Below are 22126 nucleotides of genomic sequence, written 5' to 3' on the forward strand. Positions count from 1 at the left end.
ACTACCGCGTCCCGGGGCGGTTGGCACCCCCGAAGATGCCGGACCAGTGCGCGGAGTGTCATATTTCCGTGGCCGCTTGGGCTTTCGGTGCGGTATCATACAAGATTTCCCGTTTGGGTACGAGTTCCCCCAACTGGAACGAATTCAGGTGTTTTCGCGACCTTGGGGCTCGGCCAGGCCCCGGTCAGGGTGGCCACCTTGCCCATGCAGGCGGCCGCCATGGCCATGAGGATGGTGCCCAACCAGCTGATGGTGCCCATGTCGCCGAAGCACTGGTTGGTATAGGCCACGATGATGGCCATGGCCACCAAAGTGCCGGCGCGCTGGAGCGGTTCCCGGGCGCGGGAGTAGGTGCGCACCGTCAAGAAGACGGCGACGGAAATCCAGCCCCACAGGCCGCTGAAGCCCAGCACCCCTCCGAAGGCGAGCATGCCCAGCACCGAGTTGTGCGGGTGGTAGCGGTAGTCGGCGAAGGCGTGGGAGATGTCGGGCAGGGGGATGATCTCGTCGAACTCGTGGCCCCACCCGCGGCCGAGCACGGGGTTGGCCTGCCAGGTGTGGATGACGTCGAGGTTCTCGATGTCGCGGTAGTCCATCTGCCCCTTCTCCAGGTTCTCTCCCTCGAGCACCGAGCGGAAGATGCCCACCGGCCCGAAGATGCCCGTGGGCGTCTGCCAGCCCACCGCCAGGTAGAAGGGGAAGAAGGGCAGGAGCACCAGCCCCACCCGAAGGAACTTCACCTTGAGCGGGCTCCGGGGGGTAATCAGGAAGGCGGCGATGAGCGAGAAGACGAGGCTCACGTAGCCCAGGCGCCGGTCGTTGTAATGCATGCCCATGAAGATGATGGCGCTCACGATGACCATGCGCCAGAAGTGCTTGCGCGTGGGCTGCTCGAACCACGACATCATCACCGTCATGAGGCCCGCGACGTACAGCATCGAGTCCGAGTGCGTGGTGGCGTACTCGAAGTACAGGCCCTTTGGCCGGGCGATGGTCACGATGAAGAAGGCGCCCAGGAACGCCTTGGTGCAGCAGCCCACGACGATCATCCGGCCGATGGTGCGGAAGTCCTCGGGCCCACGCAGCGCGACGTTGAAGAGCAGGACCAGCAGCGGCATCGCCGCCATCTGGTGCCACTGCCACGTGGCCACGCGCGAGTTGCCCCCGTTGATGTAGATGCCGAACACCTGCATCCACAGGATGGTGGCGGGCAGCACCAGCAGCCCGATGACGAGCGGCTTGGGCAGGGGCGTCGTGTACTCGTCGATGTTGATGCGGTTGGCGCGCCGGTAGGCGTAGAGCGCGAGGAAGCCCAGGGTGGCAATGTCCAGCAGGGGAAAGCCCAGGCCGGGCACGCCGATGACGTTGCTCAGGTTGATGAAGAGCAGCTTGCCGGGGAAGTACAGCGGGGACTTCCACTCGCCCTCGTAGGGCACCTCCGGCACGAGGTCCACCGTGACGGCCATGGCGAACAGGCCGAGGGTGAGCTTGCGCACCGGCTGCTGGCACACCCACCACAGCGCGGCGGCGAGCACCATGGGCAGCACCGCCACCTTGGGCGCGAAGATGACGAGCCCCAGCGTGGCCGCCACCAGCAGGGCCAGCAGCGACAGGAAGACGGGTGTGCGCGAGAGGAAGGCCTCCATCGTCACCGCCTCAGGTCTTGGGTGTCTCGCGCGTGGTGCGCACCCACTCGCCCTTCTTCTCCGCGGGGCTCGTCAGCAGCCACAGCTTCCAGCCCACGTAGAAGGGCGCCCGCGCGAGCGCCAGCAGGCCGCGCAGGCCCATGCCGGACACCCACCAGCCGCGCATCACGTAGAGCACCAGGCTCGTCACCGCGAAGGCCGCCGCCCACGCCGACCAGGCCACGTGCCCCTGCACGAGCGACAGCGCCACCGAGGCCCCCGTGAGCGTGAGCGCCCCCAACACCACCCACGAGAGCGGCAGCACCAGCAGGTCCATCGCCAGGTCCACGAGGATGCGATCCCTCTTGCCGAGCCCCTCGGCGAGCAGCGGCAGGCCGTGCTGGCGCATCATCGCCATGCGGCCGCCTTCCCACCGGCGGCGCTGCGAGCGCGAGGCCTTCTCCCCGGACACCATCTCCCCGAGCGCCTCCGCCTCCCACGCGTAGTGCACGCGCTCGCCCGCCTGGCCCAGGCGGATGCCGTACTCCAGGTCCTCCACGATGGAGAAGGCCTCGTGGGGCACCCGGCGGATGATGGCGTGGGTGAAGCACATGCCGTTGCCGCGCAGGCCGCACGACACGCCCAGGCGCTCGCGGCCCAGCGAGCGCACCTTGTGGAAGAGCGCCATGGACACCGCCATGAGCTGCGTGCGCCACGAGGCCTCGGGGTTGAGCACGCCGTAGTGCGCCTGCACCGCGTGCGCTCCCGCCTCCAGCCGCAGCGCGAAGGCGTGCAGCAGGTTGGGCGTCACCTCCGTGTCCGCGTCCACCACCACCACCGCGTCGGCGAAGCCCTCCTCGAGGCTCTTGTCGAAGGCGAGCTGCAGGGCATAGCCCTTGCCGCGCAGCTGCTGGTTGTGCCGTACGAGCACCGTGGCTCCGGCCTCCCGCGCCCGCTCGGCCGTGGCGTCCGAGCAGTTGTCCGCCACCACGACGATGCGCCGCAGCGCCTCCGGCCAGTCCAGCCGCGACAGGTTGGTCACCGTGCGCGCGATCCCCGCCTCTTCGTTGTGGGCGGGGATGATGATGTCGAACTTGAGCCGCGGGGCCACCCGGGGCGGTGCTGGCTTCTGCCCGGAGAGCAGCGTGAGCAGCAACAGGTACCCCGCGGCGGCGAGGACCGGCAGGGCCAGGAGGAGGAGCGTCAGATCGAGCAACATCACGGGGCGGAAAACTCCAATGGGGGCATGGCGAGGCGCCGCGCTAGCGGGACTGACTCTCCAGGGGAAGGGTCTCCATCTCCGCCAGCACGGGCAGACCCAGCCCACGCTTGACCTGCCAGGACTGGAGCAGCCGGCCGCTGAGCACGTCGCGGGCGATCGCCGCGAACACGCCGAGCAAGAGCCCCGCCAGGATGCCCCCCAGGGCGATCACCTTGGCGTTGGGCTTGATGGGGCTGCGGGGGAACTCGGCCGGGGTGAGCACGCTGTAGCGGTACTTGAAGTTGGCCCGGGCGATGTCGCGCTCGAGCTTCGCCGCGTCGATGCGCTTGCGCACCTGCTGCAGCGTGATGGTGCGCGCCTGCACGTCGTCCATCGCCGTGCGCACCTTGGGATTCTCCAGCATGCCCGGCAGGATGCCCATGAGCACCCGCTCCAGGCCGTACGGGTCCGGCATGGGCTCGTCGGGGAAGGGCACCGAGCCGCCTCCCATGCGCGAGTACTCGCGCGCCAGCTGGTCTTCCTCTTTCTGCAACACGTGCACCTGCGGCGAGCCGTTGGCCGCCAGCGCCGCCACGCTCTGCTCCAGGTCCACGATGGACGGGTGGTTCTCCCCGTACAGCCGGCTGTTGGCCTTCATCTGCGCGCGCATCTCCTCCAGGCGCCGGTTGTGCTTCTCCTCGGCGTCGGAGATGGCGCGCCGCTTGGCGCGGATGAGGAAGCGCATCTCCGCCATGCGCTCGTTCGTGTTGAAGCCGCCCACGCGCGGGTCTCCCACCGCGCGCCGGCGCTCGATCATGATCTGCGCGAAGACCTTGTCGAACTCGAGCACCGAGGCCTTGTAGTTCTCCAGCGCCGTCTGCTCGTAGCCCTGGAGGATCTCCAGCGCCTCGTCGATGGCGGCCATGTCCTCACGCTGGCGCGACTCGAGGAAGTTCTGCTGCGCGGCGTCGGCCAGCTCGTAGGCGAGCTGGGGATCCGGCCAGGTGACGGACAGGCTCACCCGGCCATCGTCCGTGTTCACGCTCAGCTGCTTCTCCAGCATGCCCACCATGGCGTCCAGCTTGATGTCCTCGGTGGGACGGCCGGAGATGAGGTGCACCAGCGTGTCCTTGAGGCGCAAGAGCGGGGCGCGCGTGGCCTCCCAGCGGTCCAGCAGGTTCACCCGCTTGATGAGCGACACGATGTTCTCGCGCTTCATCACCGCGCGCGCCGTCGAGCGCGTCACCGAGTCGATTTCCCCGGGAGGGCGCACGGGGCTGGGCGCCTCGGGCTCCAGCGCGGCGATGCGCTCGGGGTTGACCAGCGCGGCGATGGTGGCCGTCCGCTTGGTCAGCAGGATGGACTCCGCGTAGAACGTGCGCGGCAGGAACTTGGCGAGCGCCAGCCCCAGCGCCGCCGTCACCACGAAGGTGCCCAGCGCCAGCAGCTTGTGGCGCAGCACGGCGTTCTTCACGTAGCTGTAGTAGTCGTGCATCGCCTCCCAGTCGAACAGCTGGGACTGGGCGCGCTCCTGCTCGGGGGTTTCTTCATTCGAGGCCATGTCGCTCATGCCTCCTTGTGGGGACGGGCCGCCAGCACCCGCTCCAACTGGTGACGGAATTCCTCGGGCGTGAAGGGCTTGATGAGGTAGCCGCTCACCCCCGCTTCCTCCGCCTGGGCCCTGTCCATCGTTTGCGTGCGCGCGGAGATCATCAACACCGGGATGTCCTGGAGGACGGGCGTGGAGCGGATGAACTCGCACACCTCGTAACCCGAGATATCCGGCAGCGTCAGGTCCAGGCACACCAGCATCGGGCGGTGCTCGGCGAGGAACTCCAGGGCGGCCTGTCCGCTGCCGGCTTCCAGCACCCGTGAGAAGCCCATCGACTGGAGCAGATCGCTCACCATCCGGCGGAACATGGGTGAGTCCTCGACGACGAGAACTGCTCCTTGCTGCTGCTCCATACGCGTCTCTCTGGCCTTTTCAGCCTTCCATCGACATCCAGACGACCAGGACGACGAAGATGTAGAAGAAGTTGTACGCCACGAACATCGCCACCGCGCGTTTTACGCCGCGCGCCGCGTTGGGCTCTCGCGCCGCCAGACCCGGGAGCACGAGCAGTGCGTACAACACGGACATCAGCAGGAACTTCTTCATGGCCTGATGGTCTCAAAGCCTACCACGGTCGTAGCGCACGACCAATCCAACGCTCGTGAACCATTGGACTACTGGACTGAACGTCCCTTCGCGGGGCTCGAATGAGAGGACGGCGTGGTGTCGCCAGCTGAATTGTCCCTTCGCTTGCATGAAGAGGTAGCGGGAGAGCGGCAGGGGCAGCAGCGCCTCCATCTCCGCCCGCACTTCCTGATCTTCGCGGTGCAGTCCGGAAGTAAGCGGATGGGCATAGCGGACCCCCCCGGTCACCTTGGCCTCCCGCCGGCCCTCCCATTTGAGATCCAACCCCAGCTCGGCCCTCGGCATGAGCTGGGTACTGAGCGGATCCATGTACGGCAGGTACCGGGCGCGCAGCCGGGCCGCCACGGGCCAGTGGTGGCCCAGGGGCACCGGGGCATCGAGGGTGGTCTCCAGGGTGGGCATGGTCACATTGTACGGCTCCAGCTCCCGCCGGCGTGGGTACACCCGGCCCAGTGCGATGCCCGGCGCGACACTCACATCCACCAGGGGGGTGAAGGAGTGTTTGATTCCCGGCGCCACCTGGAGCACGGCGTCCCGGTTGGCGGTGGAAAAGGACACGTCCTGGCCGAACACCAGCAGGGTGAGGTAGTCGCGGCGGGTGGCGCCGTAGTTGGCCTCCAGGCGCAGCTGGGGCAGGCGCTGCTGGGGGTAGGCGGCGTCACCGCGCTTGGGCGGATGCACCGGGTAATCCAACAATCCGTTGACGATCCACCCGAGCGTGCCCGCCACCATCAGGCGCTTGACGCCGAACGAGCCCTGAAAGCCCGCCAGGGTCTCCGTGTAGACGTAGGAGCTGCTGAGCAGGAACCCCTGGGACTCGCCGCGGCCGACCGGCAGGTCGCTGCCCCCGGCGCCCCGGAAGTCGCTGAGCGGAAAGGTGCCAAAGGTGGTGGTGTGGACGGCCACCAGCGAGAAGTCGCGGCGCAGCTTGTATTCCACCCACGCGTAGGTCGACAGCAGGAACTCGAAGGTGGTGCGCAGAGGCACCTGGCGCAGGAAGAACTGCGGCTCGACGACGAACTTCACGTCCAGCCGGTTGGTGTACAGCTCGCTGTCCAGGCGCGGGGCGAGCAACAGGTCCGTCACTACCTCGGTCTCGGACTCCTCGGTGAGCAGCGGCGTGCGGACGACGGAGTTGAGACTCACCTGCGTCTTGTATTTGACGGCCGGAACAGAGGCCACCAACAGCCAGCCGAGCGCCAGGGCGGGCAGCGCCATGCGTCTACTCCACCACCACCACGTCGCCCGTCTTCAGGCGGAAGGTGGCGGCACTGCCCTCGTTGCGGCTGAGGTTCTCCCAGGTGAAGCGGATGCGCACCGGATCCTGGTAGCCGGGCTCGCGGCGCAGCACGTAGATGGCGTCCTCGCGCGCGTAGTCGGTGAAGCCGCCGGCCTCGGAGATGGCCTGCAGGAGCCCCGCGCCCCACTCGAGCCGCTTCTGGCCCGCGTTGCGCACCTCGCCCAGCACGGACACGCGGATGAGCTGCGCCTCCTGCACCATGACGGTGACGACGGGGTTGGCCACCAGCTCCTTGAGCTTCTGCTCCACCGAGCGCGCGAGCGCCGCGGGCGTCTGCCCCGCGGCATCCACGTCGTTGATGAGCGGCAGGCTGATGCGGCCGTCGTCGCGCACGCGCGGCCGGCTGGAGATGCGATCCTGGTTCCACACGTTGACGTCGAGCAAGTCCCCATTGCGGATGAGGTAGCTGTCGTCCTGCCGCGACGGCGGGGGCTCGCGGTAGTCATCCACCCAGACGAAGCGGCCGGGGTGGTAGCAGGCCGAGACGAACAGCAGCGCGGCCAGGGCGGCCAGACGCGGAACACGGGAACGGGTGGGACTCATGGGGGGCGGAAGGGTCTTCATGCGACGCGCTCCTCCGGGAGGGGGGACTGCGCGGTGGCGGCGGACTTACGGCGATCCTTCACCCGGCGCACCAGCGCGAGCACCTCGTCCCGGCGCACCGCGCCGGTGACGAGGACGAGGGACAGGTAGACGGTGCCATCCACCACCAGCCGGGCGAGCCCGCGCCCGAGGTCGCGCGCGTCCAGCCCCGCGCGGCCCAGCAGCAGATGGACGGCGGTGACGGCGGCGCACACCCCGAGCGTCTTGCCCAGCACGGCGAGCCCCCGGGCGTCGAAGGCCCGCGAGCCGATGGCCCCCACGAGGATGAGCGTGACGATGACCTCGCAGATGGCGAGCGACACGGCGGTGGCGCTCGCGCCGCCCGTGGGTCCGAGCCGCGCGAGCAACAGGGGGATGAGCAGCAGGTTGAGGGCGGGATTCATCAGCGCGGCGAGGATGGACGTTCGCGTGACCGTCCAGGTGCGGCCCGCGGCCATGAGCCAGCTGCCACACACCGTGGCCACGTAGGTGAGCACGAAGATGGGCGCGAGCAGCCGCAGCACCGGCGCGGCCGGCAGGTAGGCCTCGCCGATCATCAACCGCACCCACGTCTCCGCGCCCAGCGCGAGCGCCAGCGTCACCGGCACGGACACCACGACGATGCCCTCCAGGCCCCGGCGCAGGATGCGGGTGGACTCCTCGGGAGAGCTCGCCGCCGCGCGCGACATCATCGGCAGGAGCACCCAGCCGAGGATGGGCGAGAGCAGCATCGTCATGCCGGCGATGCCCCAGACGGCGCCGTAGTAGCCCACCTCCGTCTTGTTGGCCACGAGGCCCAGCAGGCTCACGTCCACGCGGCCATTGGTGGCCAGCGCCGCGTCGTTGAGGAAGAAGGGCAGGGCGGCCAGCAGCGCCGCCGTGGTGGAGCGCACGTCCAGCCGCAGCTTCAGCCCGGCGTGCGCGCGCGTGAGCTGGAAGAGGTAGACGGCCTTGAAGACTTCCGCGCCGATGAAGGGCGCGGCGAGCCAGGGCAGGGGCAGCCCCAGCAGCAGCACCAGCACCAGCCCGCCGCCCCAGATGCACTTCATGGCGATGTGCGCCACCGACAGCCCGTCCACCCGCTCGCGCGCGTGCAGCACCGCGGCGAGGATGGCGTTGAGCCGGAAGAAGAACTGGTAGCCGCCGAGCAGCAGGGCCAGGTGCTGCACCTCGGGCGGCTCGCCGCTGGCGCGCATCACCCACCACATGGCCCCCGTCAGCCCCAGCGCGAGCCCCACCTGCAACAGCAGCGTGCCGCCGAAGAACTCACTGGCGTGCTCGGGCCGGACGGACACCTCCTTGCGGATGTAGACGTCCAGCCCCAACGCGCTGAGCACGAAGAACGCCCCGGAGAAGCCGTCCGCCCAGTTGTAGCGGCCAAAACCCTCGGGCCCCAGGTAGCGCGGCAACACCATGCGCATCACCAGCGCGATGCCATACGTCACCAGCAGCGACCCGCCCAGCTTCAGGGCGTTGCGCAGGGAGGTATGGGCATCTACCTGGGGAGGGACGGGCCCGGCCCCGGTGGGCGCCGTGCTCGCGGGAGGCATGTCGATGACGGATTCCTCGATGAGAAAGTCCGTGCAGTGAACGACAGCAGTGCCCCCTCGTCAAACTAACGGCTACAGGTCTGTAGGGCCGGCGGGCGGGCCCGGGCTCGCTTCATCCGGGGCGGGCGGACGGCCTCACCCGCTCCATCTCCCTCGGGAGCGCGCCCTCTTTCCGGGCCGGGGGAGCGCGTGCTGACGCTCTCCTCGCGGCCCGGCGGACGCTAGCTCGCGCCGCTGCCGGTGAGGACCACCGGCACCGTCTTGAGGATGAGGTTGATGTCGTTCTTGAGGCTCCAGTGGTCGATGTACTGCATGTCCAGGTACATCCAGTTCTCGAAGGAGATCTGGTTGCGGCCGGACACCTGCCAGATGCAGGTGAGGCCCGGGCGCACCGACAGACGGCGGCGCTGCCAGGCGGCGTACTTGGCCACTTCCTTGGGGATGGGCGGACGCGGTCCCACCACGCTCATCTCGCCGCGCAGCACGTTGATGAGCTGCGGCAGCTCGTCGATGGAGTACTTGCGGATGAAGCGGCCCACCCGGGTGATGCGCGGGTCGTTCTTCATCTTGAAGACGGGGCCCGTCTGCTCGTTGAGCGCCTCGAGCTTGGCCTTGAGCTCCTCGGCGTTGACCACCATGGAGCGGAACTTGAGCATCCCGAAGGTCCTGCCGTGCAGCCCCACGCGCTCCTGCTTGAAGAAGACGGGACCGCGGCTGGTGAGCTTCACCGCCAGAGCCACCGTGATGAGCAGCGGCGAGAGCACCAGCAGCGCCGCCGCGGAGCTGACGATGTCGAACAGCCGCTTGAGCGCCATCTGGTGCGGCTGGAAGGCGTGGGTGACGAAGTGCAGGTAGCCGTCGGAGATGGCGTTGTCATCCACCGGCCGCGCCCGGTCGAAGCGCATCTGGTAGGCCGGCAGCGCGAACGGGATGCCGAACTTCTCACACACCTTCACCGCCGCCTGCATCTCCGTGTGGTGCTTCACCATGTTGCCGGAGATGTAGACCTCGTTCACCGGCACCGTGCACAGCACGCTCTCCAGGTCCTTCGTCGTGCCCAGCACGGCCGCCGGGGTCTCCACCGCCGCCTCGCCGCTGAACTTCAGGTAGCCGACCACCTTGCGGCGGTGCTTGTGGCGGAGATCCTCCCCGGTGAGCCGGCCCATGGCGCCCACGCCCAGGATGAGCACCTCGTCCAACGGCTCCTCGCGCACCGCCAGCCGCCGGAAGACCAACAGGCGCAGCACCGCCACCGAGGGCCACAAGAGCGGCGGAAAGAGGCTGAGCGCGACGATCCACGACTCGGTGCCCATCAGCAGCCGGGTGAGGAAGAGCACCACCGTGACGGTCAGCACCTGGATGGAGATGAGCGCGAGATCATCCAGCCGCTCGCGCTCCGCGAAGCGCGCGTCGTACAGGCACAGCCCCGTGCCCACCACCAGCCAGGAGATGACGCCCGCGCCGAGCAGCACCCACACGTCCGTGCGCTCCAGACGCAGATCATGCCCCATGAGCGTCGTGGCGGTGAGCAGCGCCATCACCACGAGCACCACGTCCGTCACCATGTTCAGCTTGGCGGTGAAGCCGGGGGCGATGCTCGAGGGGGGCGTGGTGGCCGGAAGCGGGGGCACCACCGACAGCGGCACCGGCGGGTTGGGCGTGCTGCCCGCCCCGGGCGCGAACGGATCCACCGCGGAAGCCACCACATTGGAACGAGCGTCCGCTCCCGCGGGCGCGTCGGTCGTGCGTGGCTCGCTGGAAGGGGCTCCGACTGGTGAGGCGGGTCGCATTGCTGAGCCTGTCATGAATTGGGATCGAGGCGGCCTGATGATAGAGGATCGCACCGTCCGCCAGAAGCGGGGAGGGCCCTCTCTGTTCAGATACGGCGGGCTCCAAGATTTCTTCTGCCGACAGGGTAAGAGGTTGGACAGAAACTCGTCAACCCTATCTGAACTCATCCGCTCCCACTGAAGTCGGCACTGGGGCAGCCGAGCACTCGCGCGGACCCCACCCACCCGGAAAGAGCCTCTGGGGTGGTCTTGACGGAAGGGATGTGATGGGTTCCAAGCTTCTCCAGGGGAGAGGCCCGCGCATGCGCACGCACATGTGCATGCACACGCGGAGGAAGTGGTCATCCGTCAGGGGAGGTGGTCGGGTGGGAGGTGCCGCCGGGAATCGCTGGCATTTCCGAGGTTCCTTGTCAGCGATTGGAATCGTGTAGCCTCGCCGGCCCACACCCACGCGGTCCTCGCGGTGACGGGCCGGGGAGAAACACCATGCGCGCGTTGCAGCTCGAGCGGTTGGACGGTCCCGAGGGATTGAAGCTGGTGGAGCTGCCCGAGCCCGAGGCGGGAGATCAGGTGCTCATCGACGTGGTGGCGGCGGGGGTGAGCTTTCCGGATCTGCTGCTGTCGCGAGGCCAATACCAGATGAAGCCCGCGCTGCCCTTCGTGCCCGGCGTGGAGGTGGCGGGGGTGGTGCGCAGCGCTCCGCCGGGGGCGCCGGTGAAGGTGGGAGAGCGGGTGATGGCCTTCACGATGCTGGGGGGCTGGGCGGACGTGGCGGCGGCGGCCCCCTCGCTGACGTTTCCGATTCCCGAGGGGTGGAGCTTCGAGGCGGCGGCGGGGACGGTGATGAACTACCACACGGCGCACTTCGCGCTGCACCGCCGGGGCCGGCTCGAGGAGGGCGAGACGGTGCTGGTACTCGGCGCGGCGGGCGGGGTGGGCACGGCGAGCCTCCAGGTGGCGCGGGGCGCGGGCGCGCGGGTGCTCGCGGTGGTGAGCAGCGAGGAGAAGGCGGAAGTGGCGCGCAGCGCGGGCGCGGACCGGGCCTTCCTCTCCACCCAGGACTGGGTGGCCCAGGTGAAGGAGGCGACGGGGGGACGGGGCGTGGACGTGGTGGTGGACCCGGTGGGCGGGGACATGTTCGACCTGAGCCTCAAGTGCCTGGCGCCCGAGGGCCGGCTCCTGGTGGTGGGCTTCGCGGGCGGGCGCATCCCCGAGGTGAAGGTGAACCGGCTGCTGCTCAAGAACGTGGACGTGGTGGGCGTGGCCTGGGGCGGCTTCCTCGTGCAGGAGCCCGGCATCTCGGCGGACATCGCGAAGGCGTTGGCGGTGCTCGCGGAGAAGGGCTTCGTGGAGCCCGTGGTGGGCCGGGTGCTCCCCCTGGAGCAGGCGGCCCAGGGCCTGCGGGAGCTGGAAGCGCGCAAGGCCACGGGCAAGGTGGTGCTGCGCCTGCGCGAGGCGTGAGGCCCTCCGCGCCCGTGTGACTTCGTGCGTCATCCCCCGGGGCACCTTCCCGTGGGTACTCCGGGGCTCGGGGGCCCGGTAGCATGAGGGCCCTCCTTCCGCCGCGAGGTGCACCGATGCTCACCGGACGCATGATGGACTTCCCGCTCACGCTGACCCACTTCCTCGAGCGGGCCCGGACCTACTTCGGCTCCTCGGAGATCGTCAGCCGGCGGCCCGACAAGTCGCTCCAGCGCTCCACCTACGCCGACTTCTGCCGGCGCGCGGCCCGGCTCGCCCATGCCCTCACCCGGCTGGGCGTGAAGCCGGGGGACCGGGTGGCCTCGCTGTGCTGGAACCACCAGCAGCACCTGGAGCTCTACTTCGCCGTCCCCTCCATGGGCGCGGTCCTCCACACCCTCAACCTGCGCCTGCACCCCAACGACCTCGGCTATATCGCCCGGCACGCCGAGGATCGCGTGCTCGTCGTGGACCGCTCGCTCCTGCCGCTGCTCGAGAAGTTCATCGCCACCGCGCCGAGCATCCAGCACGTCCTCGTCATCCCGGACGACGGCCCCGTGCCCGAGGGCCGGCTCGACTACGAGGCGCTGCTCGCGGCCGAGCCGGACTCCTTCGCCTTCCCCCCGCTCGAGGAGCGCTCCGCGGCGATGCTCTGCTACACCTCGGGCACCACCGGCCACCCCAAGGGCGTGCTCTACTCGCACCGCTCCATCGTGCTGCACTCGCTCGCCGAGTGCATGAGCGACACCATCGGCGTGGGCGAGGCGGACACGATGCTGCCCGTGGTGCCCATGTTCCACGCCGCCGCCTGGGGCCTGCCCTTCAGCTCCTTCTTCACGGGCGCGAAGCTCGTCTTCCCCGGGCCGCACCTGGATCCCCCCTCCCTGTTGGACCTCATGGCCCAGGAGCGCGTCACGCTCGCCGCGGGTGTGCCCACCATCTGGCTGGGCATCCTCGCGCTGTTGGATCAGGAGCCCAAGCGCTGGGACCTGCGCTCCATCCGCGCGATGTTGATTGGCGGCGCGGCGGCGCCCCCGGCGATGATCGAGGGCTTCCTCCACCGCCATGGCCTCGTCGTCACGCATGCCTGGGGCATGACGGAGCTCAATCCCGTGGGAACGCTCGCCCGGCCGCGCCGCCAGCACGAGCACCGTCCCCAGGCCGAGCGGCTCGCCCTGCTCGCCACCCAGGGCTACGCGGTGCCCTTCGTGGAGCTGCGCCATGTGAGTGATTCGGGGCAGGTGCTGCCCTGGGATGGCACCACCATGGGCGAGCTGGAGGCGCGCGGCCCGTGGGTGGCCTCCTCGTATTACGGCGACGAGGGCGCGGACCGGTTCACCGCGGATGGGTGGTTCAAGACGGGCGATGTCGTGACGATCGACGCCGAGGGCTACGTGCGCATCACGGATCGCTCCAAGGACGTCATCAAGTCGGGCGGCGAGTGGATCAGCTCGGTGGCGCTGGAGAACGCCCTCATGGCGCACCCGGCGGTGCTCGAGGCGGCCGTGTTCGCCGCGCGCCACCCCAAGTGGGACGAGCGGCCACTGGCCGCGGTGGTGCTCAAGCCCGGCCAGTCGGCCACGAAGGAGCAGCTCATCGCGCACCTGGAGCCGCACTTCGCCAAATGGTGGCTGCCGGAGGACTACGTCTTCCTGCCGCAGATTCCCCGCACCTCCACCGGCAAGTTCCTCAAGACGAAGCTGCGCGAGGACCTGGGCGACTACCTGCTCAAGGCGTCACGGGGAGGGAGTTGATCGGGCGACACACGCGCTTCCTCCGGAAGTAGTGTCCGGGAGGGTACGGCTAGGGTAGGGTGCTCGGCATGGAGCACACTCCTCGTCTTGGATTGCTCGTCCTCGTGCCCGCGGTGCTCCTGTCCGACGCGGGCCTCGGGGTCGATCCGCGCGCTCTGGTGGCCATCCAATGACCATCCAAAAACGCATCCTGCGGGTGCAGGAGTTGCTCGGGTTGTCTCATGAAAACGCCCAGTCTCCCGAGGACAAGGAGTTGCTCCTCACGGCCATCGAGGCGCTCTGGTTCATCTGGCGCAACGGGCAGCTCTACGAGTTCGAGGAGTACTACGAGGACGAGGGCGCGAATGCTCCTGCCCGGATCATCGCCGCGTTCGACACCTTGGAGGAAGCTCAGGCCTGGTTGAAGGCGCGTCCCATTCCGCCCGATATGGCCCATGTGCTGATCGCGAACGAGTACCACATCGTCATGTCCTCGGCCGATCGCCAGAAGCGGTACCTCCCGCCATCTGCCACGCTCGCCTACCACATCGCGGAGATGACGCGTGAGGGGCTCCCTCCGGCCGTGGCGCACTTCGCTACCAGGGAAGAGGCGTGGGACTGGTTCAAGGCCCAGACCGTGCCCCCTCTCCAGTCCGTCATCCAGATTGGTGGCGAGCACTACCTCGCGGTCTACTACCGCAACATCCAGCACCGGGCCCTCTTCCCCTTCTCCGTCGTCGACATGCTCAAGAGGATCTCTCCCCCAGCGCCTTGAGGGAGCCTCAGTCCTTCGTGGCCTCCATCCACTTGTCCGCGCACCGGCCAGCGAACTCGGCGCTCACCACGTCTCCCTTCACCTGGTAGCGCCCGCGCCACTGCCGGTCCCTCACCTTCCGCACGTACTCCAAGAGCCGGTCCACGTCGCTCTCGTCGTTGTACAGGCCCACGCTCGCGCGCACCGCCCCCGTGGGCACCTCCCCTCCCGCCGCCTTCGCCCGCGCCGCGAGCAGCTTGTCCATGTACAGGTGCGAGCAGAAGCGTCCATTGCGCACCGCGATCGCTCCCTCCTCGGACAGCACCGCCGCCGCCAGCAGGTCCGACACCCCGTCCACGTTGAAGGTCGCCACCCCCAGGCGCTTGTGCGCATCCGGCGGCCCGTACAGCGTGACGCCGTCCAGCTCCCGCAGCCCCCTCATCATGCGCTCCATCAGCCGCACCTCGTGCTCCCGCACCTCCTCCATCCCAATGGCTTGCAGGAAGGCGAGCGCCCTCGCCATGCCCACCACCCCCGCGATGTTGGGCGTTCCTCCATGGTGCCGGTCCGGCGCGGGAAGGTACTCGACGCCATTCGCCGTCACCCGCGCGGCCGTGCCCCCTCCCGGAATGTATGGCGGCACCTCGCTCATCAGCGCGCGCGGTCCATACAGGAAGCCCGCCCCAAATGGCGCATAGGCCTTGTGCCCCGCTCCCGCCAGGAAGTCGATGTGCTCGGGGTGGTCCAGGTCACGCACGTCGATGGGCATGCGCGCGAGCGCCTGCGCCGCGTCCACCAGCACCAGCGCGCCGTGCTCGTGCGCCAGTCGCGCCACCCGGCGCAGGTCCGGCATCACCCCGGTGACGTTGGAGCCCGCCGTCACCGCCACCAGCTTCACCCGGTTGCCCCGCAGCAGCTCCTCCAGGTGCCCCAGGTCCAACTCCCCCTCGTCCGTCACCCGGGCGCGCAGCGTGGGGCCCCGCCGGCGGTGCGGCAGCTCGTTGGAGTGGTGCTCCATCTCCGTGGTGATGACCTGGCCCGGTCGCTCCGCCATCACGTGCGCGCACAGGTCGATGGCCTGCGTGGTGTTCCCCGTGAAGCAGATGGTGCCCCGGTTCAACTCGGCGCCCACGTGGCGCGCGATGATGCCGTAGCACTCCTCGAAGCGCTCGGTCGCCTTGCGCGACAGGTGGTGCGTGCCCCGGTGGATGTTGGCGTACTCGCGCGCCACGAACTCGGTGTACGCCCCGAGCACCGACGCGGGCGCGTGGGTGCTCGCCGCGTGATCCATGTACACCAACGCCCGCTCCCCCTCGCCGAGCACCGGTACGCAGCGCGCCACGATGGCGAACTCGCGCCGCACCTCGTCCCAGCCGAGCTTCCTGCCCGGCGGGGGTCGCACCCCGGGGCCCCCGGAGATGGGCAGGCCCAGTTGCCGCCAGCGCTCGATGCCTCCCGCCAGGCTGCGCACCCGCGTGTAGCCCATCTTCAGGAGCACGTCCGCCGCCAGCGCCGAGCGGTTGCCCCCGCCACAGTAGACGACCACCGGCGTGTCACGCCGCGCCACGTGCTCCCCCACCCGCAGCTCCAGCAGGCCCCGCGGCAGGTGCACCGCGCCCTCCAGCGCTCCCCCCGCCGTCTCCTCCGCCTCGCGCACGTCCAGCAGGACCGTCTCCTGGCGGGACGTGCCGTGGTGCAGTTCCTCGGCGGCGATCTCCGGCACGCGGCCGAGCGCGTCCTTGACGAGATCCTCGAGCGTCCAGGGCTGTGTCATCGGTGTCTCCCATTGAGGGCCCTCGAGGATGGTCCACTCCCCGCGGAAGAGGGCGTCGGGGCCGGGTCCTGATACCACGAGGGCGGCACGGCGCGAGGCCGTCGGCTCAGAAGCTCAAGCCCACGCCACCGAACGGGCCGCCGAGTCCCTCCGTGTGGACGACGCGGTCCACCAGCCCGCGATCATCCAGGTACAGCCCTCGCCAGCCCCCCCGCACGGTGAGTGCGCCCAGGTGCAGCGCGAGTCCTATCTGTCCGTCCACCTGCAGGTGCGGCAGGGGCACCCATTGGATGCGCCCCTCCAGATCCAGGGCGCCCAGCAGGCAGCGCTCGAAGGACAGCGCCAGGCTCGGCCCCACGAAGGTGGCGTCCGGCGCGCGCACCGCCGCCACGCCCGTCTCGATTCGCAGCCGGCCCCGCTCGCTCACGGCCGCGGCGTACGTCACGTGGGCGTCCGCCTGGTACAGCCGGTCCCTCCCTCCCGCGTCGTCCTCCGCCTTCAACGACAGCCCCCCCAGCCGCGTGGCGATGCCCCAGCGCTCCTCCTCCAGCCCGAAGTGGAAGCCCAGCCCACTGCCCTGCCGGGCCGACTGGGCCTCCACACCCAGGCGCACCAGCCGCGCCGAGCCCTCCTCCTCGAACTGCTCCTGACGCGCCGGGTAGTCGCGGTGCCTCCGGTAGGCGGCGGCGAAGGTGGCTCTGGGAACCCACCCGGCCCTCGGGACGAGCAGCCCCCGCCGGGGACGGATCGCCGGGGGCTCGGCCCGGGGCGCGGGTGCCGGGCGCTCCGGCTGCGTGCTCACGGGCGAGGCGGCATGGGTGCGCGGGCTCGGGGACTCCGAGGCGCGGGCGTCCTCCGGGGTGGAGGCGCCCGACTGGCCGAAGCGCGCCTCGGCGAGCGGAGCGGTGAAGAAGCATCCCGCCGCGAGCGCGGCGCACCACGTGGGTCTGGACGACGGCATGGGCGGACCTCCGAGCCCGCGCATCTCACCACGCCCCCGGTGCCCCTTGTGGCCTCCGGATGACGCGATGTCCCACTCATGAACACCGCGCCGCGGGCAACGTTCGCGGGGAGGCACATGCGATGCTCCGCGGTGAGGTGACCCGAATGTTGTTCTTCGACCTGGAGGCCTATGCCCCTCCGGACGACCGCACCGCGAGCCGTGGCTCGCTCATCGTGAACCCCGCGCGGCCGGGCCATGTGCTGCTGGGGGGTGCTTTCTACAGCAAGCGTTTCGTGGACCCCATCCCCGAGGCGCCGCGCATCGATGGGTTGTGGTTGTGGCACTTCGGCTCCGAGGCGGCGCTGCTCGGCGCCATCCAGCGGCGCTTCGAGGAGGAGTGGGAGCGGCAGCGCGCGGAGAAAGCGCGCATCCTGGGCAAGCCCGCGGTGGACCTGGTCGTCTGCGGCGCGGGCATCACCAAGTTCGACCTGCCCGCCCTCTACTGCCGCTCGCTCCTGCACGACACCGCCCGCGCGGCCGACTGGTTCGAGCTGTTCTTCAAGGCGCGGCCCATCGACCTCGCCCACGAGGCGAGCTTCCTGTTTCCCGAGGAGCCCGTGCTCTATCCGAAGACGACGCGGGAGATGGCCGGGCGCCTGGGGCTGCGCGAGCGCAAGGGCTCGAGCAAGGGCGTGTGGGAGAGCTACGAGCGCGGTGACCATGGCGCCATCGAGCAGCGCACCGCGGAGGAGTTGCGGCTGGTGCTGGAGCTCTATGCGCGCCTGCAGCAGCGGGTGGTCGGCGCCGCCCGTCCGTGAGTTCGCCCGGGGTGCGTGGGGAGCCCCCCCCTCGCCTGCCGGTGGTGCTCCGTGAGAGCATGGGGGACGTGCGGGGGCTCTCCGAGGTGTGGCCATGACGATTCGCGCCAGGATCCTGCTGGTCGCGGGGGTGGCGGTCACGCTGGTGTGCCTCATGGCCCTGCTTCTCTACTCCGGGGCGAACCGGGGCCAGCGGCTGCGGCAGCAATTGGTTTCCATCCAGAAGCAGATCGACAGCCTCGAGCGGCTGCATTCATTCGCCTGGCCCTTTCTCAACCAGCTCGCCCAGGCGCGGCAGACCCGGGAGGACACCGGGCTGGTGCTCCGGGAGATGAACGACCTGGTGGAGGCGGCATCGGCGCGGCTCCTGGAAGGACAGACGCTGGAGCTCAAGGGGCGCGTGCTGGCCGGCATGGACTGGTCGGAGGTGGCGGAGGAGCGGCAGGAGCAGCAGGCGCAGCAGGAGATCCGCTACCTGCTGCTCACCTGGGCGGCCCTGGCGGAGCGGCGCGTGCGCGAGCTGCCCGCCACCGTGCCCGTGGCGCCCCAGGTGGAGTGGCTGCTGTACTCGGAGTTCGAGCAGACGGTGGGCCGGCGCATCGTGGCGGCCCAGGACAAGGAGCGCGCCGAGGCGGCGTCACTCGAGCGGCTGCTGGACGACAACGTGTGGCAGGCCCGGTGGGTGGCGGTGTTCGTGCCCAGCTTCGGCCTGCTGCTCATGGGGCTCGTCACCGCCGCCATCCTCGCCCCCTTGCGCCGCTCGCTGCGCGAGCTCACCGCCGTGGCGCGGCGCATCGGCCAGGGGGACTTCGACATCGACGCCGCCACCTCCGCCGTGGCCCCGGACGAGCTGGGCATGCTCTCGCACGCCATCGGCCGCATGGCGCGCGAGCTGCGCGAGTCCGTGGAGGAGAAGCAGCGGATGATCCGCGCCGAGGCCGAGTCCTCCGAGCGCGAGGCCCTGCGCTACCAGGCCCTGCTGGAGGACACCGTGAGCGCGCGCACCTCCGAGCTCGCCGAGGCCAACACCCGCCTGCGCGAGAGCCTCCAGGAGCTGCAATCCACCCAGGAGCAGCTCCTGGCCGCCGATCGGCTCGCCTCCGTGGGCCGGCTCGCCGCGGGCGTGGGCCATGAAATCAACAACCCGCTCGCCTTCATCCTCAGCAACCTGCGCTTCGCGCACCAGGAGCTGACCGGGCTGAGCGGCGCGCCGAGCGAGGAGCTGCGCCAGGAGTTGGTCTCCGCGCTCGCCGAGGCGAACGAGGGCGCCGAGCGGGTGCGCCTCATCGTGCAGGACTTGAGGACGCTCGCGCGGCCGGACGAGGTGGCGCTCGGCCCGGTGAGCGTGGCGGAGGTGGTGCGCAGCGCGGTGAAGATGGCGCGGCACGAGACGCGCGACCGGGCGCTCCTGGTGGAGGAGTGCGAGGGCGTGCCCCCGGTGCACGCCAACGCCGCGCGCCTGGGCCAGGTGTTCCTCAACCTGCTCATCAACGCGGCGCACGCCATCGAGCCGGGGCGGGTGAAGGAGAACGAGATTCGCGTGGTGGCGCGCGTGTCCGGGCCCGGCCAGGTCACCGTGGAGGTGCGCGACACGGGGGCCGGCATTCCCCCCGAGCACCTGCGGCGCATCTTCGATCCCTTCTTCACCACCAAGCCGGTGGGCGTGGGCACGGGGCTGGGGTTGTCGGTGTGCCACCGCATCATCACCTCGCTGGGCGGGGAGATCCGCGTGGAGAGCGAGCCCGGACGCGGCACGTGCTTCTTCGTCACGCTGCCCGTGGCCGCGGACTCCCAGGCGAGCGCCTCGACGCCCGCGGCCTGAGCGCTGCTCAGTGCCCCAGGGCTTCCTGGTACACGCGCCAGAGCGCCTGGGCCTCGTTCGCCACGCCGAAGCGCGCGCGGGCCTCCTCGGCGGCGGCGCGGCCCACGGCCCGGGCGCGCTCGGGCTCGCGCAGCAGCAGGCGCAGGTGCTCGCGCAGCGTCGTCACGTCCCCGGGGTCGAAGAGAAAACCCGTGCGCCCGTGCTCGACGATGCCGGGCACGTGGGGCAGCCGCGTCGCCACCAGACAGCACCCGCTGGCCATGGCCTCCAGCAGCACCATGCCGAAGGACTCGGCGTGCGAGGGCTGCACGATGATGTCCATCCCCTGGTACCAGGGCACCACGTCCGCGTGCTCGCCCGCCAGCACCAGGCCGTCCGCGGTGGACGCGCGCAACCCGTTCGCCCACGCCCGATCCTTGCGGCCCCGCGCCTGGCCCACCAGCACGGCCCGCCACTCGGGGAACTCGGAGAGCAGGGGGCGCACCGCCTCCACGAAGTCGCCCTGTCCCTTGGCGGGACGGATGCGCCCCACGACGCCCACGCCGTGACGGCCACCCAGCCCCAGTGCCTTCCAGGCGGCGTCACGGTCCACCGGGGGCACGAAGCGCGCGAGATCCACCCCGTGGCCGATGAGCGCCGAGGGCATGCCCATCCACTCGGCGCCCTGGGCATTGAGGGTGATGAGGCGCTCGGCCCGGCGGGCCAGGAGCCGCGTGAGGCGCCCCGGCTTGTTGCCGCCATGGCGCGTATAGACGAGCCGCACCTGGCGTCCCAGCAGCCGCAACAGCAGGCCGACGAGCATCTCGTTGTTGCGGTGCGCGTGCCAGACGATGGGCTCCTGGCGGAGGCGCCGCCACAGCTCGCCCCAGGCGATGCGCGGCACGTGCGCCGCCAGGTGCCGGCCCAGCGCCCGCGTCTCCGAGGCACGCGCGAGCTCCGACACGACGACTTCGGTATGGGCCGTCACGCCGGTGCGGCGCCGGTGGAAGTGGGGGTGCACGACGAGTGGCATGGCGGCCGTCATTTCTAACACAGGCGTCCGCGGGGCTGTCCGGGGAGCGGCCGGCCCAGGGGCGGGTCGCGGCCCCCGGAGAACAAGCACCCGAGGCACGAGGTTGACTTGAGTATGTGACTTTTGAAGTTCTCTTGGATGTCTGTCTTGGAGTCCGCCATGGCTCGCACCGGTAGCGCGGATCTTCCGCTGCACTCGGGCCGGGTGCCGGACTGGCTCGCCGAGCGCATGGCGCGCATGAGCCGCGTGCTCGTGGAGGCGCTCGTGCTGCACTATGGCCGTCACGAGGTGCTGCGCCGGCTCGCGCACCCCTTCTGGTTCCAGTCGCTCGGGGCCGTCATGGGCATGGACTGGCACTCCTCGGGCGTCACCACCACGGTGCTCGGCGCGCTCAAGCGGGGGCTCACCCCGGGCGGGCGCCAGCTCGGGCTGTATGTCGTGGGGGGCAAGGGCGTGCAGGCGCGCCGCGTGCCCGACGAGCTGAGCTTCATCGGCGACCGGGTGGGCATCGACGCCCCCACGCTCCTGCGCGCCAGCCGCCTCACCGCCCGCGTGGACAGCGCCGCGGTGCAGGATGGCTTCGAGCTGTACTCCCACAGCCTCATCCTCGCGGACGACAACGCGTGGGCGGTGGTGCAGCAGGGGATGAACCCGGAGGCGCGGCAGGCCCGGCGCTACCACTGGCTGTCCGAGGGCCTGTCCAGCTTCGTGGAAGAGCCCCATGCCGCCATCGACGGGCCGTCCCAGGGCGTCATCGTCAACCTCACGGACAAGCGCGCCTCGCGCACGCGCGCCGCGCTGGTGGAGCTGGTGTCCCAGGGGCCGGACGTGGTGACGGGGGCCTTGCGGCGGCAACTCCCCCAGCCCGCGCCCCGGCCCGTGACGCCGGTGCTGCCCCACCTGCAACTGCCCGCCCACGAGGAGGTGACGCACGAGGATGTGCTCCTGCGCCGGCTGCATGGCACGCTCGCCGCCGCGGCCGAGCAGGGCCCTCGCGACTTCGCCGAGCTGCTGCTCACCCCCGGCGTGGGCCCCCGCACGGTGGCGGCGCTCGCCAGCGTCGCGGAAGTCCTCCACGGCACGCCCTCGCGCTTCACGGATCCCGCGCGCTTCTCGCTCGCCCAGGGAGGAAAGGATCGGCACCCCTTCCCGGTGCGGCTGGACATCTATGACGAGACGCTGCGGGTGATGCGCGCGGCGGTGGACGCGGCCCGGCTCGGCAATGACGAGCGGCTCCAGGCCATCCGCGAGCTGGACCGGCAGGCGCGCCGCCTCGAGGCCGTGGCCACCGGCCCCTCCTTCGACGAGCTCGTCCAGGCGGGGTGGGCGGATGCCGGAGAGCTGCTGCCCACCGATGCGCCGCCCCGCCGCTTCTCGCGCTCCTCCGGCGCCCGCCGGGCGCGGGCCTCCCGGAGTCCACCCCGGAGCCAGTTGGAGCTGCCGGGCCTGTCGGAGGAGGGCGCTGGTGAGCCTTCTCCCCACTCGGGCTAGGGGGCTCAAGGCATGTCGGGGGAGGTGCGCACCCGGGCTTGGAGCATGGGCTGCCCCGTCCGTCCGCCGTGTG

General features: G+C 70.3%; 18 protein-coding genes. 6 read left to right on the plus strand and 12 right to left on the minus strand.

What is annotated here, in order from left to right; all coding sequences use genetic code 11:
* Positions 1–95 precede the first annotated feature (95 nt).
* The 9 genes from wzy to epsZ all read right to left on the minus strand — a co-directional run bounded on the left by wzy (position 96) and on the right by epsZ (position 10146).
* Positions 96–1646 (minus strand): exopolysaccharide repeat unit polymerase, encoded by a 1551-nt coding sequence (gene wzy / locus F0U63_RS00640; protein WP_395842627.1) that lies wholly within the window; start codon positions 1644–1646, stop codon positions 96–98.
* A gap of 10 nt (positions 1647–1656) precedes the next feature.
* Positions 1657–2844, minus strand: a complete 1188-nt coding sequence (gene epsU, locus F0U63_RS00645; protein WP_395848551.1) for an exopolysaccharide biosynthesis GT2 family glycosyltransferase EpsU — start codon at positions 2842–2844, stop codon at positions 1657–1659.
* A gap of 43 nt (positions 2845–2887) precedes the next feature.
* Positions 2888–4387: a chain-length determining protein gene (locus F0U63_RS00650; protein ID WP_395842629.1), complete on the minus strand. Its 1500-nt coding sequence runs from the start codon at positions 4385–4387 to the stop codon at positions 2888–2890.
* 5 nt (positions 4388–4392) lie between these two features.
* Complete coding sequence (locus F0U63_RS00655) at positions 4393–4791, minus strand: response regulator (protein WP_395842630.1); 399 nt, start codon at positions 4789–4791, stop codon at positions 4393–4395.
* Positions 4792–4810: 19 nt separating this feature from the next.
* A complete protein-coding gene (locus F0U63_RS00660) occupies positions 4811–4984 on the minus strand; it encodes a hypothetical protein (protein ID WP_187345343.1) in 174 nt (57 codons plus the stop codon).
* Positions 4985–4996: 12 nt separating this feature from the next.
* The gene (locus F0U63_RS00665) at positions 4997–6241 is read right to left on the minus strand and encodes a hypothetical protein (protein ID WP_395842632.1); all 1245 of its coding nucleotides are present in this window, start codon (positions 6239–6241) and stop codon (positions 4997–4999) included.
* A gap of 4 nt (positions 6242–6245) precedes the next feature.
* Complete coding sequence (gene epsY, locus F0U63_RS00670) at positions 6246–6887, minus strand: exopolysaccharide export protein EpsY (protein WP_395842634.1); 642 nt, start codon at positions 6885–6887, stop codon at positions 6246–6248.
* Positions 6884–8455 carry a flippase gene (locus F0U63_RS00675; RefSeq protein WP_395842636.1) on the minus strand — a complete coding sequence of 524 codons (1572 nt, stop codon included), beginning with the start codon at positions 8453–8455 and terminating at the stop codon, positions 6884–6886. Before F0U63_RS00675 ends, epsY begins: the two co-directional genes overlap by 4 nt.
* A 221-nt stretch (positions 8456–8676) precedes the next feature.
* Positions 8677–10146, minus strand: a complete 1470-nt coding sequence (gene epsZ, locus F0U63_RS00680; RefSeq protein ID WP_395842638.1) for an exopolysaccharide biosynthesis polyisoprenyl-phosphate hexose-1-phosphate transferase EpsZ — start codon at positions 10144–10146, stop codon at positions 8677–8679.
* A 585-nt stretch (positions 10147–10731) separates the two neighbouring features.
* Between epsZ and F0U63_RS00685 the strand changes: the two genes are divergently transcribed.
* The 3 genes from F0U63_RS00685 to F0U63_RS00695 all read left to right on the plus strand — a co-directional run bounded on the left by F0U63_RS00685 (position 10732) and on the right by F0U63_RS00695 (position 14214).
* Positions 10732–11706, plus strand: coding sequence for an NADPH:quinone oxidoreductase family protein (locus F0U63_RS00685; RefSeq protein WP_395842640.1), 975 nt, complete (start codon positions 10732–10734; stop codon positions 11704–11706).
* A gap of 116 nt (positions 11707–11822) precedes the next feature.
* Positions 11823–13460 carry a long-chain fatty acid--CoA ligase gene (locus F0U63_RS00690; RefSeq protein WP_395842642.1) on the plus strand — a complete coding sequence of 546 codons (1638 nt, stop codon included), beginning with the start codon at positions 11823–11825 and terminating at the stop codon, positions 13458–13460.
* Positions 13461–13629: 169 nt separating this feature from the next.
* Positions 13630–14214: a head protein gene (locus F0U63_RS00695; protein WP_395842644.1), complete on the plus strand. Its 585-nt coding sequence runs from the start codon at positions 13630–13632 to the stop codon at positions 14212–14214.
* A 7-nt stretch (positions 14215–14221) separates the two neighbouring features.
* Here F0U63_RS00695 and F0U63_RS00700 read toward each other — a convergent pair whose 3' ends face one another.
* Together F0U63_RS00700 and F0U63_RS00705 are read right to left on the minus strand one after the other, a co-directional pair.
* The gene (locus tag F0U63_RS00700) at positions 14222–15967 is read right to left on the minus strand and encodes an aminotransferase class V-fold PLP-dependent enzyme (protein ID WP_395842646.1); all 1746 of its coding nucleotides are present in this window, start codon (positions 15965–15967) and stop codon (positions 14222–14224) included.
* Positions 15968–16073: 106 nt separating this feature from the next.
* Positions 16074–16928, minus strand: a complete 855-nt coding sequence (locus tag F0U63_RS00705; protein ID WP_395842648.1) for a hypothetical protein — start codon at positions 16926–16928, stop codon at positions 16074–16076.
* A 146-nt stretch (positions 16929–17074) separates the two neighbouring features.
* On the opposite strand from F0U63_RS00705, the gene F0U63_RS00710 reads away from it, so the two are divergent.
* A complete protein-coding gene (locus F0U63_RS00710) occupies positions 17075–17728 on the plus strand; it encodes a hypothetical protein (RefSeq protein ID WP_395842649.1) in 654 nt (217 codons plus the stop codon).
* 94 nt (positions 17729–17822) lie between these two features.
* The gene (locus F0U63_RS00715; RefSeq protein WP_395842651.1) at positions 17823–19550 is read left to right on the plus strand and encodes an ATP-binding protein; all 1728 of its coding nucleotides are present in this window, start codon (positions 17823–17825) and stop codon (positions 19548–19550) included.
* Positions 19551–19557: 7 nt separating this feature from the next.
* Here the strand turns inward: F0U63_RS00715 and F0U63_RS00720 are convergent, their stop codons facing one another.
* A complete protein-coding gene (locus F0U63_RS00720) occupies positions 19558–20562 on the minus strand; it encodes a glycosyltransferase family 4 protein (RefSeq protein WP_395842653.1) in 1005 nt (334 codons plus the stop codon).
* Positions 20563–20721: 159 nt separating this feature from the next.
* Here F0U63_RS00720 and F0U63_RS00725 point away from each other — a divergent pair, with 159 nt between their 5' ends.
* Entirely contained in the window at positions 20722–22053 is a 1332-nt protein-coding gene (locus F0U63_RS00725; RefSeq protein WP_395842655.1) for a DUF763 domain-containing protein, read from the plus strand.
* Positions 22054–22126: the final 73 nt, after the last annotated feature.

It is taken from the genome of Cystobacter fuscus, assembly GCF_044360685.1.
Lineage (GTDB): Bacteria > Myxococcota > Myxococcia > Myxococcales > Myxococcaceae > Cystobacter > Cystobacter fuscus_C.

Coding starts and splice junctions, on each gene's coding strand:
- wzy (WP_395842627.1), bottom strand. CDS start 1,646: ATGGAGGCCTTCCTCTCGCGCACACCCGTCTTCCTGTCGCTGCTGGCC.
- epsU (WP_395848551.1), bottom strand. CDS start 2,844: ATGTTGCTCGATCTGACGCTCCTCCTCCTGGCCCTGCCGGTCCTCGCC.
- F0U63_RS00650 (WP_395842629.1), bottom strand. CDS start 4,387: ATGGCCTCGAATGAAGAAACCCCCGAGCAGGAGCGCGCCCAGTCCCAG.
- F0U63_RS00655 (WP_395842630.1), bottom strand. CDS start 4,791: ATGGAGCAGCAGCAAGGAGCAGTTCTCGTCGTCGAGGACTCACCCATG.
- F0U63_RS00660 (WP_187345343.1), bottom strand. CDS start 4,984: ATGAAGAAGTTCCTGCTGATGTCCGTGTTGTACGCACTGCTCGTGCTC.
- F0U63_RS00665 (WP_395842632.1), bottom strand. CDS start 6,241: ATGGCGCTGCCCGCCCTGGCGCTCGGCTGGCTGTTGGTGGCCTCTGTT.
- epsY (WP_395842634.1), bottom strand. CDS start 6,887: ATGAAGACCCTTCCGCCCCCCATGAGTCCCACCCGTTCCCGTGTTCCG.
- F0U63_RS00675 (WP_395842636.1), bottom strand. CDS start 8,455: ATGCCTCCCGCGAGCACGGCGCCCACCGGGGCCGGGCCCGTCCCTCCC.
- F0U63_RS00685 (WP_395842640.1), top strand. CDS start 10,732: ATGCGCGCGTTGCAGCTCGAGCGGTTGGACGGTCCCGAGGGATTGAAG.
- F0U63_RS00690 (WP_395842642.1), top strand. CDS start 11,823: ATGCTCACCGGACGCATGATGGACTTCCCGCTCACGCTGACCCACTTC.
- F0U63_RS00695 (WP_395842644.1), top strand. CDS start 13,630: ATGACCATCCAAAAACGCATCCTGCGGGTGCAGGAGTTGCTCGGGTTG.
- F0U63_RS00700 (WP_395842646.1), bottom strand. CDS start 15,967: ATGACACAGCCCTGGACGCTCGAGGATCTCGTCAAGGACGCGCTCGGC.
- F0U63_RS00705 (WP_395842648.1), bottom strand. CDS start 16,928: ATGCCGTCGTCCAGACCCACGTGGTGCGCCGCGCTCGCGGCGGGATGC.
- F0U63_RS00710 (WP_395842649.1), top strand. CDS start 17,075: ATGTTGTTCTTCGACCTGGAGGCCTATGCCCCTCCGGACGACCGCACC.
- F0U63_RS00715 (WP_395842651.1), top strand. CDS start 17,823: ATGACGATTCGCGCCAGGATCCTGCTGGTCGCGGGGGTGGCGGTCACG.
- F0U63_RS00720 (WP_395842653.1), bottom strand. CDS start 20,562: ATGCCACTCGTCGTGCACCCCCACTTCCACCGGCGCCGCACCGGCGTG.
- F0U63_RS00725 (WP_395842655.1), top strand. CDS start 20,722: ATGGCTCGCACCGGTAGCGCGGATCTTCCGCTGCACTCGGGCCGGGTG.